This is a genomic window from Amycolatopsis thermoflava N1165 (genome assembly GCF_000473265.1).
Lineage (GTDB): Bacteria > Actinomycetota > Actinomycetes > Mycobacteriales > Pseudonocardiaceae > Amycolatopsis_E > Amycolatopsis_E thermoflava.
Window position 1 is genome coordinate 6848001 of record NZ_KI421511.1, and the last position, 15598, is coordinate 6863598.

13 protein-coding genes and 1 pseudogene are annotated in these 15598 nt (G+C 72.0%); 4 read left to right on the forward strand and 10 right to left on the reverse strand.

Features of this window, described 5'->3' with window-relative positions; translation table 11 throughout:
• Positions 1-83 precede the first annotated feature (83 nt).
• From AMYTH_RS0134075 to AMYTH_RS46280, 4 genes are all read right to left on the reverse strand, one after another.
• Positions 84-1961, reverse strand: a complete 1878-nt coding sequence (locus AMYTH_RS0134075; RefSeq protein ID WP_027933979.1) for a propionyl-CoA synthetase — start codon at positions 1959-1961, stop codon at positions 84-86.
• A 933-nt stretch (positions 1962-2894) separates the two neighbouring features.
• Complete coding sequence (locus AMYTH_RS0134080) at positions 2895-3257, reverse strand: hypothetical protein (RefSeq protein ID WP_027933980.1); 363 nt, start codon at positions 3255-3257, stop codon at positions 2895-2897.
• Positions 3258-3261: 4 nt separating this feature from the next.
• Positions 3262-4974, reverse strand: a complete 1713-nt coding sequence (locus tag AMYTH_RS0134085) for a hypothetical protein (protein ID WP_027933981.1) — start codon at positions 4972-4974, stop codon at positions 3262-3264.
• A complete protein-coding gene (locus AMYTH_RS46280; RefSeq protein WP_228685066.1) occupies positions 4971-5630 on the reverse strand; it encodes a hypothetical protein in 660 nt (219 codons plus the stop codon). The genes AMYTH_RS0134085 and AMYTH_RS46280 overlap by 4 nt, the downstream gene beginning before the upstream one ends.
• A gap of 90 nt (positions 5631-5720) precedes the next feature.
• Between AMYTH_RS46280 and AMYTH_RS0134095 the strand changes: the two genes are divergently transcribed.
• A complete protein-coding gene (locus AMYTH_RS0134095) occupies positions 5721-6227 on the forward strand; it encodes a hypothetical protein (protein WP_051362903.1) in 507 nt (168 codons plus the stop codon).
• A 110-nt stretch (positions 6228-6337) separates the two neighbouring features.
• Positions 6338-8059: a serine/threonine-protein kinase gene (locus tag AMYTH_RS0134100; RefSeq protein ID WP_027933984.1), complete on the forward strand. Its 1722-nt coding sequence runs from the start codon at positions 6338-6340 to the stop codon at positions 8057-8059.
• 238 nt (positions 8060-8297) lie between these two features.
• Here AMYTH_RS0134100 and AMYTH_RS0134105 read toward each other — a convergent pair whose 3' ends face one another.
• Positions 8298-8945, reverse strand: a complete 648-nt coding sequence (locus AMYTH_RS0134105) for a class I SAM-dependent DNA methyltransferase (RefSeq protein ID WP_027933985.1) — start codon at positions 8943-8945, stop codon at positions 8298-8300.
• Positions 8942-10481: pseudogene (locus AMYTH_RS46285) on the reverse strand (dolichyl-phosphate-mannose--protein mannosyltransferase). The gene AMYTH_RS0134105 and the pseudogene AMYTH_RS46285 overlap by 4 nt, the downstream one beginning before the upstream one ends.
• 64 nt (positions 10482-10545) lie before the next feature.
• Between AMYTH_RS46285 and rsmI the strand changes: the two are divergent.
• A complete protein-coding gene (gene rsmI / locus AMYTH_RS0134115) occupies positions 10546-11373 on the forward strand; it encodes a 16S rRNA (cytidine(1402)-2'-O)-methyltransferase (protein ID WP_037322906.1) in 828 nt (275 codons plus the stop codon).
• A 9-nt stretch (positions 11374-11382) separates the two neighbouring features.
• On the opposite strand, the gene AMYTH_RS0134120 is transcribed toward rsmI, so the two are convergent.
• Together AMYTH_RS0134120 and AMYTH_RS0134125 are read right to left on the reverse strand one after the other, a co-directional pair.
• Positions 11383-11997 carry a GNAT family N-acetyltransferase gene (locus tag AMYTH_RS0134120; RefSeq protein ID WP_051362904.1) on the reverse strand — a complete coding sequence of 205 codons (615 nt, stop codon included), beginning with the start codon at positions 11995-11997 and terminating at the stop codon, positions 11383-11385.
• Positions 11955-13148: an aminodeoxychorismate synthase component I gene (locus AMYTH_RS0134125; RefSeq protein WP_037322908.1), complete on the reverse strand. Its 1194-nt coding sequence runs from the start codon at positions 13146-13148 to the stop codon at positions 11955-11957. The genes AMYTH_RS0134120 and AMYTH_RS0134125 overlap by 43 nt, the downstream gene beginning before the upstream one ends.
• Positions 13149-13224: 76 nt before the next feature.
• Here AMYTH_RS0134125 and AMYTH_RS0134130 point away from each other — a divergent pair, with 76 nt between their 5' ends.
• Positions 13225-14208, forward strand: a complete 984-nt coding sequence (locus AMYTH_RS0134130) for a DUF4185 domain-containing protein (RefSeq protein ID WP_027933989.1) — start codon at positions 13225-13227, stop codon at positions 14206-14208.
• On the opposite strand, the gene AMYTH_RS0134135 is transcribed toward AMYTH_RS0134130, so the two are convergent.
• Both AMYTH_RS0134135 and AMYTH_RS49235 read right to left on the reverse strand, forming a co-directional pair.
• On the reverse strand, positions 14197-14811 hold the full coding sequence (locus AMYTH_RS0134135) for a glycoside hydrolase family 25 protein (protein ID WP_027933990.1): 615 nt from the start codon (positions 14809-14811) through the stop codon (positions 14197-14199). The two genes, AMYTH_RS0134130 and AMYTH_RS0134135, sit on opposite strands and share 12 nt — an antisense overlap.
• A gap of 10 nt (positions 14812-14821) precedes the next feature.
• Complete coding sequence (locus tag AMYTH_RS49235) at positions 14822-15358, reverse strand: transposase (RefSeq protein ID WP_157360708.1); 537 nt, start codon at positions 15356-15358, stop codon at positions 14822-14824.
• Positions 15359-15598: the final 240 nt, after the last annotated feature.

A 15598-nucleotide genomic window follows, 5' to 3' on the forward strand; every position in this document is an offset into this window, starting at 1 on the left:
TCGGTGCTCGGGTCTAGCTTGTCGGTATGGACATCAACGCCCTGCCCAACGTCGTCATCCGTCTCAAGTGGACTCTTGCGCGGTCAGCTCTCCCGCAGCACCGCGCGCAGCTTGTCGAGCACCGAAGGATCTTCGATGGTCGACGGCACCGGCTCGTCCCGGCCTTCCGCGAGTCCGCGCATGGTCTTGCGGAGGATCTTGCCCGATCGCGTCTTCGGTAGAGCGTCCACAACAGACACTTGGCGGAACGCGGCCACCGGGCCGATGTCCCGCCGGACGGCGGCGATCAGCTCCGCCTTCAGCGTCTCCTCGTCGACGTCCACACCGGACTTGAGCACCACCAGGCCGCGCGGCAGCTGGCCCTTGAGCGAGTCGTGCACGCCGATCACCGCGCATTCGGCGACCGCGGGGTGCGCCGCCAGCACGGCCTCCATCGACCCGGTCGACAACCGGTGCCCGGCCACGTTGATGACGTCGTCGGTGCGGCCCATGACGAACAGGTACCCGTCCTCGTCGAAGTAGCCCGAGTCGCCGGTGAGGTAGTAGCCCTCGTAGCGCGACAGGTACGCCTCCACGTAGCGCTCGTCGTCGCCCCACAGGGTCGGCAGGGTGCCCGGCGGCATCGGCAGCTTGATGCAGATGGCGCCTTCCTGCCCGGCGGGCAGCGGGTCGCCGGCCTGGTCGAGGATCCGCACGTCGTAGCCGGGCACCGGGACGGTCGCCGAGCCCGGCTTCACCGGCATCGGTTCCAGCCCGCGCGGGTTCGCCGCGATCGGCCAGCCGGTCTCGGTCTGCCACCAGTGGTCGATCACCGGCACGCCCAGCTTGTCGGCGGCCCAGTTCAGGGTCTCCGGGTCGAGCCGCTCACCGGCCATGAACAGGGTGCGGAACGACGACAGGTCGTATTTCGCGAGCTCGGTGGCGTCCGGGTCGACGCGTTTGATGGCCCGCAGCGCGGTCGGAGCGGTGAACAGGGCCTTCACCTTGTGCTCGCTGATGACGCGCCAGAACGCGCCGGCGTCCGGGGTGCCGACCGGCTTGCCCTCGTACATCACGGTCGTGGCGCCGATCAGCAGTGGCGCGTACACGATGTAGGAGTGGCCGACCACCCAGCCGACGTCGGAGGCGGTCCACCAGATGTCGCCGGGCTGGATGTCGTAGATCGCGTGCATCGAGTACGCCAGCGCGACCGCGTGGCCGCCCGCGTCACGCACGACGCCCTTCGGTTTCCCGGTCGTGCCGGAGGTGTAGAGGATGTAGAGCGGGTCGGTGGCCGCGACCGGCACCGGGTCGACCGGGCTCGCCCCGGCGACCAGTTCCCGCCAGTCGACGTCCCGTTCGCCGAGCGTCGCCTGCGCCGCGTCGCGTTGCAGCACCACGACCTTGTCCGGCTGGTGCTCGGTGGCGGCGAGCGCCTCGTCGATGATCGGCTTGTACTCGACCACGCGGTTCGGTTCGATGCCGCAGGACGCGGCGACGATCACCTTCGGCTTGGCGTCCTCGATGCGGGCGGCGAGTTCCTTGGGCGCGAAGCCGCCGAAGACCACGGAGTGCACGGCGCCGATCCGGGCACACGCGAGCATCGCCACGGCGGCCTCGGGAACCATCGGCAGGTAGACGATGACCCGGTCGCCCTTGCCGACGCCGAGGGACCGCAGGGCCCCGGCGAACAGGGCGACCTCGTCCCGCAGCTGGGCGTAGGTGTAGGTCCGTTTGCCCCCGGTGACCGGCGAGTCCCAGATCAGGGCGGGCTGCTCCCCACGCCCGCGTTCGACGTGCCGGTCGAGGGCGTTGTAGGCGGTGTTGAGCTCCCCGTCCGGGAACCAGCGGAACAGGGGAGCCCCCGAGGAGTCCAACGCCCGCGACGGCTCACGGGTCCAATCGATCGCTTTCGCCGCGGCGAGCCAGAACCCTTCCGGATCGGTAAGGCTGCGCTGGTGTTCCTCCACGTGACGGCCCATGGGGCAGACCTCCTCGTCGTCGAGCTCGTGCCCCACATCATGACGCAATCCAAGCGCCCCGACCGCCCCAACGCCACCCGCCTCGCTGGGCCAGCGCCGCCCGACCACCCCGCGCCGCGCCCGTGCAGCCCGACCGCCCCTCGCCGCACCGAGCGGTGCGCGCGCTCGACCGCCCAGCACCGGGCCTAGAGGCCTGCGCGCGCGGGAGCCGCGCTGCGCCGAGTGGTCCGCGTGCGCGATCGCCCCGCTCTGCGTCGAGAAGGGGCTGCGTGCCCGAGCGCCCTGCGTGGGCCCGGGAGCCCAGCGTTGGACCCAGAGGCCAACGTGCCCGACTCCCCGTGTTGCGCCGAGTGGTCCGAGTGCCACCCCCGCGCGCCCAGGCGTCCAGCGCTGGATTCAGGGGCCCGCGTGCTCGACCGCCTCGCGCGGGCCCGACCGCCGCGCGCTGCGGCGAGTAGTCCGAGTGCCCGAGCGCCCCGCGCCGCCCGCCGCGCCAGCGCTGCCGCGATCGCTACGACCGCGCCGTTACGCTCAATCACAGCTGGCCGCGCTTAACCGGCCCCCCCGCCGCGCCCAGCGCTCAGCCGTCCTGGCGCGCTCCACCACGCTCAATCGTCACCCGCGCAGCTCGCACCACCGCGCTCATGCGCAGCCGCGGCCCGGCAGCCTGGCGCCAGCAGAGTCGGGCCGGTCACGAGTGCCGCGCGAAGCCCGTCGACGACCAAGGGACCCCGGCGGCCAAGAGAGGCTCGACCGCCGAGATAGCCCGACAGCCATCAAACCCGCCCCTGATGGCCGCGCCTCAAACCCCGGCCCCTGCGGGTCCTGCCTCAACCCCGCACCGGGAGGCCCTGCCCCAGAAAGCGCCGCTTCAAAAGCCCGGCCTCAGACACCCCCGCCTCAGAAGGCCGCCCCAGAACCCCGCCAAACCCCTCAGAAGGCCCCGATGAGTTCCGAAATATGCCCACCGATCTGCGCCACTGTCCCGCTCACCTCGGACGCCTGGGACAGCAGACCCTTCACCTTCTCCCACCGGGTGCGGACCACCTCGGGCTCCACGTCCTCGGCCGTGTCCGGATCCTGCGCCTTCCGCGCGTCCTCCAGCAGGCCGGTCAGGTTCCGGTCCAGCGCCTTCCGGTCCGCGATCTCCAGCGCGGCCGTCTCGGCACGCAGCTGCTCCAGCAGCGTGACCAGCGGCGCCTGCTGCTGGTTGATGTTCGCGCCGCTCATCGAGCCGCTGTTCGTTCCCGTGTTGATCGGGCCGAAGTTCCCGCCGCTGATGTTGATGCCGGTCATGTTCTCAATCCCCCTTGGCCGTCTGGACGTTCGCGCCGTCCATCGAACCGGTGTTGGCGCCGGTGTTGATGGGTGCGTAGTTGTCGCCGTGGATGGTGATCTCCTTGTGGATCACGGTCGCGGCCTGGCGCTCGAAGCTGGCCGGCGAATAGCCGCAGTCGCGCAGGATGCTGCTGATCGCGGGCATCAGCCTGCTGTGCAGGATCTTCTCGTAGCGCTCCACGTCGACCAGCTGAAAATAACTGTCGACATCGTCGGCCGCCGCCATCTCACGCAACGTCCGCAGCGAGCCGTACGCGTCCGGGTTGATCAGGCCGTGGTCCTGCCGCAGCGGCCGGATCCACTGCAGCGTGTGCTTGGCGCGACCCCAGATCGTCACCGGCAACCGCAGCAACCGCAGCAACGCCTGCCCGATCGGGGCGGCCACCCCGGCAGGCAGCTTGTCCACGGCGCGGTACCGGTCCCGCACCGGCGGCAGCACGCACGGCGTCCACTCCAGGTACAGGGTGCTGGCGTCGACAGCCGCGTGCAGGTAGCTCGACATCACCAGGTCCCGGTCCCACGTCTCGACCTGGAAACACAGGTAGTAGCGCGCCCACTCACGCGGCTGCTGGCGCAGCGCCGCGACCTCGCCCGGCGGCAGGTACCGCTCCGGCGCCCGGTCCAGGCCCCGCAGGTAGACCACCGACTCCGGCTGGGTCACGTGGTCGATCAGCTCCGCGGACGACGCGAACACGGCCTCCCGGATCGACAGCTCACGCAACCGCCGGTCCGGCGACAGCGACTCGCTCTCCTGCAGCACAGCCATCGCCGCGCGGACCCGTTCGTACAGCAACGGCGTGGTCAGCTCGTCGAACGGCGTGCCGTCCGGCTTGTGGTCCTCCGGCAGCCGGTCCAGCGGCAACGCCATCGACCAGGACTCGCGGTGCAACCCGGCGCCGACGAACGGGTTGTACCCGCGGTGCACGAACAACGGCACCGCGCCCTGCGGGGTCTGCTCGGCGTCCCGGTACCGGTGCAGCTGTCGCACGAACCGCGGCGGGCACAGGCCGAGCAGCGGGCGCTCGGTGGTGAACGGGTCGGCTGGCGGCCGGTTGCGGGCGCGGTAGCCGAACCGGTCGACCAGCAGCGACCGCACCACCAGCCGGTCGGTCACCAGGACCGCGAGCATCAGCACGACCAGCGCTATCGAGACGTAGGTCCACACCTCCTCGTCGCCGGCGGGCGGACCGTAGTAGTCCCCGTAGTAGCCACCGGTGAAGTCCTCGGTGGCCTCCGGATCGATCGCCCCGATCAAGTAGATCAGCAGACCGGCCAGCGCGAACGTGCCGAGCACGACAACGATCGCCGCCTTGAGCGCCACGTTGATCGCCCTGCGCCAGATCGACGGGATCACCAGCGCCACCGCGAGCAGGAGCCACGTGAACAGCACCACGCTCGGGCCCGAGGCCCAGACGAACAAGCCGAACAGCACCGCCAGGATGCCGTCGCGCAGCTTGCGGCGGCCACGCGACGCGATCGCCTCCACCAGCACGCGCGCCGGGTCGAACCCGGGCGAATGCGGCAGCGGCCGGGTCGGTTCGGTGAGGAACTCGCGGATCGCCCGGTCGGCGTATCCGGAGTCGAGGTGCGCGGCCGCGCACAGGTACCGCGTCGTGTCATCCTGGGGCCGCACCTGGTCCGGGACGGCCCAGGCGGTCATCGTCGTTCCGGTCACGGGATCGCGTTCTCCGTCATGGCGGTGAGGATCGGGACCATCTCGGGCCAGTCGGCGGCCTTCGACGAGGCGTACACGAAGTACTCGGTGCCGGAGGCGCGCCAGTACTCGGCCTTCACGTGCCGCTTGCCCTCCGGCGCCGTCCACTCGAACTCCCACACGATCGCCTCGTACCCGCGGATGGTCGTCTGGGCGAGCTCCACACGGGAGTAGCCGGGCCGGGCGGCGGCGAAGTCGCTTTCGGCTTCGAGGTGGGAGTCCAGGATCGAAGCGTTCGGCACGGCCGAGCCGCCGTAGCGGACGTAGCGGGAGCTGTCGGCGGGGTCGGTGGCCTGCACGCTGCCCGCGGACCGGGTCGGCGCGACGGTCCAGCCCTCCGGGATGACCGTGCGGATCCCGGCCGGGCCGGTCACCTCGCTCCCCGGCGCCACCGAACTGCTCGTCGTGGTCGTCGTCGAGGTGCGGCGGCTGCTCGACGTGCTCGCGGTCGTCGTGGCCGAGCTCGACGTGGCCGTGGCCAGCTGGGTCGTACCGCCGTCGCCGCTGTCGCGGACGAGCAGCAGCGCGGTGCCGACCGCGCCGAGCACGACGAGGTTCGCCACGCCCGCGAGCAGCGCCAGACGCGCCGAGCTCGGCTGGCCCCCAGGAGGCGGCATCACTGTCCCCTCATCAACCGCTCGTGCAGAAGTGAGCACTGAGGGTAGCATTGGGCGCCCCGCCCGGGTTACTCCTTTTGGGAGATTCACGTGACCGAACAGACCGACCCGATGTCCGCTGTTCAAGCGCTCGAACAGCAGCTCGCCGCCGCTCCGGCGGATGCGGACCTGCGTCTGCGGCTCGCGCACGCGCTCGAAGCGTTGACTGTTTCCGCACGCAGCGTGACCAGAGAGGGGCTACCCGTGGTGACTTCGACGCGCCAGCGTGATTTGTGCGCGTGGGCGGCCCGCCGGATCCTCGAACTGAACGTGCCCGACGCCCGGCTCACCACCGGCGCACAGGCGCTGCTGACCGAGCTCGACGCCGGACGCCGGTGGGTGTGGCACAGCCAGGGCCAGGTCGCCATCGCCGCGGTGGTGGTGCTGGGCCTGCTCGCGGTCGTGCTGGGCGGGCTGACCGGCGTCGTCGCGGTCGTCGTCGCCGGCGCGGTGCTCAGCAGCGTTCTGCTGTCGGTGCTGGTCCTGCGCTTCCGGCGGGAGCGGTGGCGCGTCGAAGCGGAGCGGCTGGCGCCGGTCATCTGGCGGCCCGGCATCTGAGGAAGTCTCACTCCGCAGGGCGACCGCAACCCGCCCGGCACCTGCCGCGTCCAAGGTGCGAATAGGGTGGGAGACCAGAAGAAGACCCCGAACACGAAGGGACCCGGGCGGTGAACGCGTTCGCGGACTGGCTGCTGTCCCTCGCGCATGCCCTGTTCAACCCGGGGTTCTGCCCCGGTGACTGGGTGTGGGCCACGGTGGCCGCGGGGGCGCTGACCGCCTTGTTCCCGGTGGTCGGCGCGGTCCTCGTCGCGCTCATGCGGAAGTTCACCGGCAACCGGTACGACACCGGCACGATCGCGGCCATCGGCGTGATCGCGTTCGTGTTCTCGTTCGGGCTGCCGTGGATGGCGTTCAACGGCATCTCGGGCATCTACCGGGCCGCGGCCGAGGGCACGTCGTCGCTGTCGAAGGCCGACCTGGCGACGCTGAACCGCGAGTACTGCTCGTTCATCGGCACGCAGAGCGAGTACCTCGGCGGCGGGCAGAACATCTTCGAGACGATCTTCTACCCCTCCGGCAACGTGCTTGCCTACGGCTACTACCTGGGTGCGCTGGTCGGGCTGCCGCTGCTCGCGCTGCTGTTCATGATCCTCCAGGCCCGCACCGCGATGCGCCGCGGGCCGAAGTGGCCTGGCCGCCTGCTGTGGGTCGGGTTCGTGATGTTCGTGGTGTTCTCGGTGGGCGTCTCGGCCAACGCGGGCGTGTTCCTGTGGCTCGGGTTCATCCCGATCGCGATGCTCGGAATCATCCCCATCGCCCTGGTCGGGCCGCCGCCGTGGTCGGTCATCAACAAGCCGGAGCGGCCGCGCCCGGAGCCGCGGCGCGAGCCCCCGCCCCAGGTGCCGCCACCTCCGCCGCCACAGCAACAGCCGCCGAAGCAGTACGCGCCGACGGCCGTCGCGCCCGCCGCGCAGGAACTGGCCGCGGCGCCCGGTCCGGTCCCGATGCCGCCCGGGTCGACGGCCAACGGCGGCGGCCGGTACCGGCGGATCAAGCGCCTCGGCCACGGCGGGTTCGGCACGGTGTGGCAGGCCGTGGACAACCAGCTGGGCCGGACGGTCGCGCTGAAGATCGCCCACGCGCCGGACCGGGACACCGAGGAGCGCATGCGCCGCGAGGCGAGGGCGCTCGCGATGGTCGACCACCCGAACTGCGTGCGGGTCTACGACCTGGTCGAGGAGCCGGACGGGCTCGCCCTGGTCATGGAGTACCTGGAGGGCCAGTCGCTGGCCACCGCGGTGGACACGATGGGGCCGCTGGACGACGTCGCGGCGGGCCGCCTGTGGGCGACGATGGCAGGCGCGCTGGCCGCCGCGCACGAGAAGGGCGTGCTGCACCGCGACGTGAAGCCGTCGAACGTGATCCTGGACCCGCAGGGCATGCCGCACCTGATCGATTTCGGCATCGCCCGCAGCCGCGGCGACTCGACGATGACCGCGACCGGGATGATGATCGGCACGCCCGACTTCGTCGCCCCGGAGCAGGCCGCGGGTGCGGCGGCGTCCCCGGCCTCGGACGCGTGGCAGCTGGCGGCGACCGTGAGCTACGCGCTGTCCGGCTACCCGCCGCGCGGCACCCGCGAGACGCCGATGGCGGCCCTGATGGCGGCGGCCCGCGCCGAGCCCGTGTCGAAGCTGCCGCAGCGGTCCGCGCACGCCCGGCTGCTGATCGCCTCGCTCGACAACGAACCCCGCCGCCGCCCGACGCTGCACACGGTGGTGCGTGAGGTGGAGGGCTTCCTGTCCCGGGCGGGCAAGTCGATGGACGGGCCGGTGACGCGGATCGTGCCACGGCACGGCGGCACGACGCGGGCGATGCCGCCGCGCTGACCCGGGGTTTGTCGTGCCGGATGGGGCATGGGGCGCTTCCGGTCAGGGGGTGCCCAGGACTAGCCGGTGACGCGGGGTGCGCCGGTGGTGCGCTTGTCGTCGAGCGGCTGTCTGCGGGTCCTTCTGGGCGGGCCAGCGAAGCGGATCGCGCTGGTGCGCTGCGGCGGTGCCGCCGCACTGATCTCGGGTTCCGTGGGACCGGGTGTGCGGCGGTGCGTCGCCCCGAGTCGTGGCGTCGCTATCGGTGGGGTAGCGCGGAGCGCCGGCTGGTGTGCTTCCGGCCCAGCAGGATCGCCTGCGGGTGCTTCGCGCCTTCCAGCTCCACCCGGGCGGCGATGTCGAAACCGGCCCGTTTCAGCAGCTTCGCGACGTGGTCGGGCGGCAGCAGGTACGCGTCGTAGTCCACCGGGTGGCCGTAGGCCGTCTCGGGTTGCAGCTGGGCGTTTCCGGCGTGGAAGCCGATCACCACGTGACCTTCGGGCGCCAGCGCGCGGGCGAAGCCGGCGAACACGCTCGGCAGCACGGCGGGCGGGACGTGGAAGATCGACCACCACGCGACGATCCCGCCCAGGGACCCGTCCGCCACTTCGAGCGCCGTCATCGAGCCCACCTCGAACCGCAGCTGCGGGTACGACCGGCGGGCGATCTCGACCATCCCGGGTGACAAGTCGACGCCAAACGCTTGCGTGCCGAGTCCCGCGAGGTGCGCCGTCACGTGGCCGGGTCCGCAGCCGACGTCGGCGACCGGGCCGGTCACCAGCTCGGCGAAGGCGCTCAGCATCCCTCGGCCCACCGCGTCCGCCGCGAACCGCGGGCGGACGAACTCGGCGTAGTCCTCCGCCACCCGGTCGTACGACTCCCGGGCGCGGTCGAGGTACCCGGTCATCGCCAGGACGGCAGCCAGAGCTCCGCCTGCCAGCGGGCGTTGCTGATCGGGTCGCCGTTCAGGATGGGCCACAGCCACGCGAAGTTCGCCACTACCAGGCCGACGTACAGCGCCACCACCAGCAGCCCCGTCCCGCGGCGTTCGAACCCGCGCCGTGCGCTGCCCAGGATCTGGCCCAGCGCGAGGGTCAGCCCGAGCGCCAGGAACGGCGCCATCGGCGTGGCGTAGAAGAAGTACATCTGCCGGTCGATGTTCGTGAACCACGGCAGGAACCCGGCGAGGTAGCCGACCAGCACGGCGGCGTAGCGCCAGTCGAACCGGAACAGCCAGCGCCACAGGCCCCACCCGAGCATCGGGATCGCGAGCCACCACGTCGCGGGCGTGCCGATCAGCATCGTCGCCCGGATGCAGTCCGACGCGCCGCACGTGCCGTTGCCCGACTCGTAGTAGTAGAGCATCGGCCGCAGGCCCATCGGCCACGTCCACGGCTTCGACTCCCACGGGTGCGGGTCGTCCTTCGGCGTGACCAGGCTTTCGTGGAAGTGCAGCACGTTCATCGAGTAGTCGCCCAGCGACCGCAGCGCGGGCGGCACCCAGCTCCAGAACCCGGGGTCGATGCCCTGCAGTTCGGTGTAGTGCCGGTCGGTGCCGGACTCGCTCGCGAACCACGCCCACCAGCTCGCCACGTACATCAGCGCGGGGATGGCGAGGATGGCCCACAACGCGGGCAGCACGTCCCGGCGCAGCGTCCCGGCCCACGGCCGCGGCACCCCCGCCGCCCGGCGAGCGGCCACGTCGAACCCGACGCACAGCAGCCCGAAGAACGCCATGTAGTACAGGCCCGACCACTTGACCGCGAACGTCAGGCCGAGGCACACCCCGGCCGCGAACCGCCACCAGCGGAAGCCCAGCCGCGGCCCCCACGGCGACTCGTCCGCCCAGCCCTCGGCGACCGCCACCGCCAGCCGCCGCCGCACCTGGTCACGGTCGCACAGCAGGCACGCGAACGCGGACAGCGCGAACACGGCGATGAAGATGTCCAGCATGCCCATCCTGGCCTGCAGGAACAGCACGCCGTCGCAGATCACGAGTATCCCGGCGATGCCGCCGAGCAGCGTCGAGCGGGTCAGCCGTCGCGCGATGCGGATGGTCAGCAGCACGATGATCGTGCCCGCCACGGCCGCGCTGAAGCGCCAGCCCCAGCCGTTGTACCCGAACATCCACTCGCCGAGCGCGATCAGCTGCTTCGCCAGCGGCGGGTGCACCACCAGCTCGTAGCCCGCGTTGTCCTCGAACCCGCCGTTGCGCAGCATCTGCCACGCCTGCGGCACGTAGTGCTTCTCGTCGAAGACCGGGGTGCCCTTGTCGGTGGGGGAGCCGAGGTTCTGGAAGCGGGTGACCGCCGCGACCAGCGTCAGGACGATCGTGACCACCCAGCCGGTCGGCCGGCATCGGCCGTCCGAGCAGGGTGGCGGCACGGTCCGTCGGCGGGCGGAGGTGGTCCACCTGGTCCGGTCGCGTCAGCAGAGCGGTCACGGGGGTGATCCTAGGGACCCACGGGTGAACTCGGAGTTCCCGCGCGGCTAATAGGGTGAAGGCCATGCCACTCGTCCTCGCCGCGACCCCCCTCGGTGACTCCCGCGACGCTTCGCCGCGCCTGGTCACCGCACTGGCCGAGGCGGACGTGATCGCCGCCGAGGACACCCGGCGGCTGCGGTCGCTGGCCACCGCGCTGGACGTGACGCCGCGCGGGCGGGTGGTCAGCTTCTACGAGGACGTCGAGACGTCCCGGCTGCCGAAGCTGCTGGAGGCGCTGCGGGCCGGGGAGACGGTCGTGCTGGTCACCGACGCCGGCATGCCCAGCGTGTCCGATCCGGGGTACCGCCTGGTCGCCGCGTGCGTCGAGGAGGACCTGCCGGTCACCTGCCTGCCCGGTCCGTCGGCGGTGACGACCGCGCTGGCGCTGTCCGGGCTGCCCAGCGACCGGTTCTGCTTCGAGGGCTTCGCGCCGCGCAAGCCGGGTGAGAAGGGGCGCTGGTTCCGCGAGCTGGCGGCCGAGCCGCGGACGGTCGTGTTCTTCGAGTCGCCGCACCGGCTGGCCGCGACGCTGACCGAAGCGGCCGCCGCCCTGGGTGACGAGCGGCGGGCGGCGGTGTGCCGGGAGCTGACGAAGACGTACGAGGAGGTGCGGCGCGGGACGCTGCCCGAGCTGGCGGCCTGGGCGGCGGACGGCGTGCGCGGCGAGATCACGGTGGTGCTGGAGGGCGCCCGGCCACGGGCGGTGTCGGTGACGGACCTGGTGGCGGAGGTGTCGGCCCGCGTGGCGGCAGGCGAGCGGCTCAAGTCCGCGGCGGCCGAGGTCGCCGAGGCGACCGGGGTGTCGAAGAAGGAGCTGTACGACGCGGTGCTGGCGGCGCGGCGCGCCTGAGCAGGTGCGTCAGGCGGGGTCCTTCCGCATCGCCCAGGTGGTCGGACCGCCGTCGGGAAGGGCGACCTGCGCGGTCACCTGGAAGCCCAGCCCCTGGTAGAAGCCCACATTCGACTCCAGCGAGGTCTCCAGGTAGGCCGGGTGCCCTTCCGCGGCGGCGGCGCGCAACCCGGGCGCGAGGACCGCCCGGCCGAGGCCCTCGCCCTGACGGCCGGGCGCCACACCGACCGTGGCGAGGAACCACACGGGCCCGGTCGGCCGGTGCGGGACCATCGCCTCCTCCGCGGCCGCCGCGGCCGCCGCCCGGTCACCGGCCAGCTCGCGGAGCCGCGGGGCCAGTGCGTCCAGGTCGGGCTTGCTTGAGGTGGGCGTCGTCCACACCGCCACCGCCGCTACGTCGTCGCTCACCCAGACCCGCCCACACGGCAGCCCGACGTGTTCCAGGAACAGCCGTTGCAGCTCAGTCACCCGTGCGACGTGGTCCGCCGCCGCGACGGTGTGCCGCGTGAACGGGTAGTCCGCGAAGGCCGCGCCCAGGGTCGCCGCCGCGGCGTCGAGGTCGGCTGCGGTGCCGAGGCGGATCAGGTGAGCAGCGCTTCCAGCGGGGCGGCTTTGTGCAGGCATTCCTGCCATTCTGCCTCCGCGTCCGAATCCGCGGTGATGCCGCCGCCGACCCCGAGCGCGATCGAACCGCCGTGCACCTCGAAAGTGCGGATCGCGACGTTCAGCTCCAGCCCGGCCACCGGCGACGCCAGACCGACCGCGCCCGTGTAGACCCCGCGCGGCCGCGGCTCCAGCTCCGCGATCAGCTCCAGCGCCCGGATCTTCGGCGCGCCCGTCACCGAGCCGGGCGGGAAGGTCGCGGCCAGCAACTCCGCGTCCGACGTGACCACCCGCCCCGCCACGGTCGACTCCAGGTGCCACACGCCGGGCGCCGGCCGCACCCGCAGCAGCTCGGGCACCCGCACGCTGCCCACCGCGCACACCCGGCCGAGGTCGTTGCGCACCAGGTCGGTGATCATCACGTTCTCGGCCACGTCCTTGACCGACTCGCGCAGCCGTCGCGCCAGCACGTCGTCCGCCGGGCCGCGCCGGGGCAGCGTGCCCTTGATCGGCGTCGAACGGACCTGGTCGCCGTGGCGGGCGAGGAACAGCTCGGGCGACAACGACACGACACTGCCCCACTCGCCGGTGAGGAACGCGGCCCGGCGCGGCTGCAACCCGCGCACTCCCTGCGCGAACAACGCGGCGGGCGAGCCCTCGAACGTGCCCTCGAAGCGTGTGCAGATGTTGGCCTGGAACAGCTCGCCGGCCTCGATGGCGTGCACGCACGCCTTCACCGCGTCGCCGTGTTCGGCGGGCAGCGGACGGTGTAACGGCCCCGCCTGCCAGGCCGGGGACGGCGCCGCCCGGCTCAGCAGGTCCGCGAACTCCGCCGCCAGGTCCGGGCCCCCGAGCGATTCGAACCACCACCAGCCGTCCGCGTCCAGCCGCAGGACGTGGTCGGCCCAGCCCCACACCGCCTCGGGCAGCGCCGTGCGGCGGCCGGACGGGTCGGTCAGGTCGTAGGAGAGATATCCGAACCAGCCACCGCCGACGACCCCCTCCGGAGCCTCGACCCGCGGTTGCCGGTCCGGCACCTCGAACGGGTCGGTGACCGGGCGGAGCTGGACCTCGGGCGCCAGCACCGCCTGGGAGCCGAACCACTCGCCGCACAGACCGGCCGCCGTGCCGATCCCCCGGTTGCGGGCGCGCTCGTCGAGGAGGAGCAGCACCTCATCCGGTGTTCTTCCCCGGCTCAGCCTCGTTCGTGTCGCCCGCACGGGGACATTGTGACCTACCGTCGGACGCATGCGTGTGGTCGAGACGGAGCAGATCTGCAAGGTGACGGGCGCCGATTCGATCAACCGGACCGACCGGTTCGCCATCCACGGCACGGATCTCGGCATCCTGTGGGACGGCGGTGACGGGCGGGTCTTCGTGTTGTTCGGCGACACCTTCGGCGAGGGCTGGGGCGGCGACGGCGGCGGCCCGAACAGCGCCGACTGGCGCAGCAACGTCCTCGCCTACTCGGCCAGCAGGGACCTGGCCGCCGGTCTCACGCTCGACGGCGTCGTCACGCGCCCGGACGGCACCGCAGCCCAGGTCATCGCGCGGGACGAGCGCCGGGACGAGGTGACCGTCATCCCGAACTCGGGCCTGGCGGTCGACGGGCTCCAGGTCGTGCACTACATGTCCGTGCGGCAGTGGGGCCCGCCGGGGAAGTGGACCACCAACTACTCCGGCCTCGCCGTCTCCGACGACGGCGGGGTCACCTGGGCCAAGCCGTGGAGCGCGCGCTGGATCAACCGCGCCGAGCGGGACGACCCGTTCCAGATGTGTGCGCTGGCCCGCGAGGGCGACCACGTTTACCTCTTCGGCACGACCAACGGGCGGCACGGCGACGCCTACCTGGCCCGCACGGCGATCCCGCACCTGCTGGACGCGTCGTCCTACGAGTACTTCGACGGCCGCGGCTGGACGCGGGACGAGTTCGCCGCCGCGCCGGTCATCCCGGGCCCGGTCGGGGAGCTGTCCGTCGCCTACGACGTCCACCTCGGGCAGTGGCTGGCGATGCACCTGGACGACCCGGGCGGCGCGATCCTGCTGCGCTCCGCCGACCGGCTCACCGGTCCGTGGTCGCCCGGCCAGGTCGCCGTGCCCGGGCACCAGTACCCCGGCCTCTACGGCGGTTACCTGCACCCGTGGGCGCTGGACGGCCCGGACGTCTACTACCTCATGTCGCAGTGGGGCCCGTACAACGTGTTCCTGATGCGGAGCGGGCTAGAGCAGTAGGTCGGCCAGCGTGAACGGGTAGACCAGGGCGTCCATGCCGATGGGGCCGGACACGCCGGGCATCGGCGGCACCGAGCTGTGCTCGTGCAGCGCAAGGCGCGGGTGGAACCAGCCGGGGCGGCCCGGGATGTCGTTGTGCCGCGCCACCCACAGCACGACTTCGCGGTCGGCCCACTTCTGCGGGTGCAACCGGCGCAACCAGAGCCCGTAGTCGGCGTAGATCACGACCCGCTCGATGCCCGCGGACTGCCGCACGGTCTTGATCCACGCCTTCACGAACCGGTCGTCGACACCCTCCGCCTCGACTTCGAGCGTCGGCGCGAGCGAACCCGGCCCGAACACCCCGAGCCCGCGCCCCGCGCGCACGCACAGCTCGGCCTGGTCGTGGGGCGCGCCGGGGCGCGCGTAGTGGCGGATGCCGGTGCGGATGCCGGCCCGCTGCGCCGCTTCGATCTGTTTCCCGGCGCCGCGGTCGAGCCAGTTCGTGTTCTCGGTGACGGTGATGGAGGCGAACGAGACCGCGCCGGACCGGACCGCGTCCCAGTCCGCCACGGTCGCGTGCAGCGCGAGGTTGATCCCGCGCTCCGTGCTGCCCTCCGTCAAACCGCCGCCTTCATTCCGCGCAAATGCGTTCGCCAGGACACTGCGTAGTCACCATAAGCGCGAAAAGCCCCGGTTGCCGTATCGACGCACCACCCGAAAAGGGTGTGACCCACAGCAAGTACCGGGCGTGACGGCACGGGGTGACGGCACGGTCACCGTCGGGGAGTCCACAGTGGAGGCGGCGGCCGGAGGAACCCGGCCGCCGGCCCGCGGACCGGCGGCCGGGTCTGCTAGGAAGTGTCCTGTAAGTCGCTTGCCGGGTTGAGGGGTGCGAGCAGGCCTTGTCCGCGACCACCAGCTCGGGTCGGCATCGCGGTCTGCCTGGTCCGATCCGGGCGACCGCGATGCCGTCGAGCAGTGGCAATGGTTGTGGGTTGTCGCCGGCGTGGCCGCCGGTGAGCAGCACCCGCAGTGGCAGCCCGCGGCCGTCGACGGCGAGGTGGATTTTGGTGTTCAGTCCGCCGCGGGAGCGTCCGAGTCCTTCCCTGTCGACCGCGAGGGTCTCGACGCCGGGCGCGCAGCCCCCTTTTCCGGGCGCCAGCAGCATGCGCCCGCACCACGCTCGAAACGACCGAAATGATCCACTCGACCTCGCCGACGGAGTCGTCTTTGACGATCACCTTGTCCAGGATCTTCTGCCAGGTGCCGTCGGCGGTCCACAAACCGCAACCGCTCGTGTGCGGTCTTCCACGGCCCATACCGTTCGGGAGCACCTGCCGGTGTTCCCGCCACCGCCGACCCCGACCCGACACCGGCAGCAGCGGCTCAATCCGCGCCCACGCCCGAT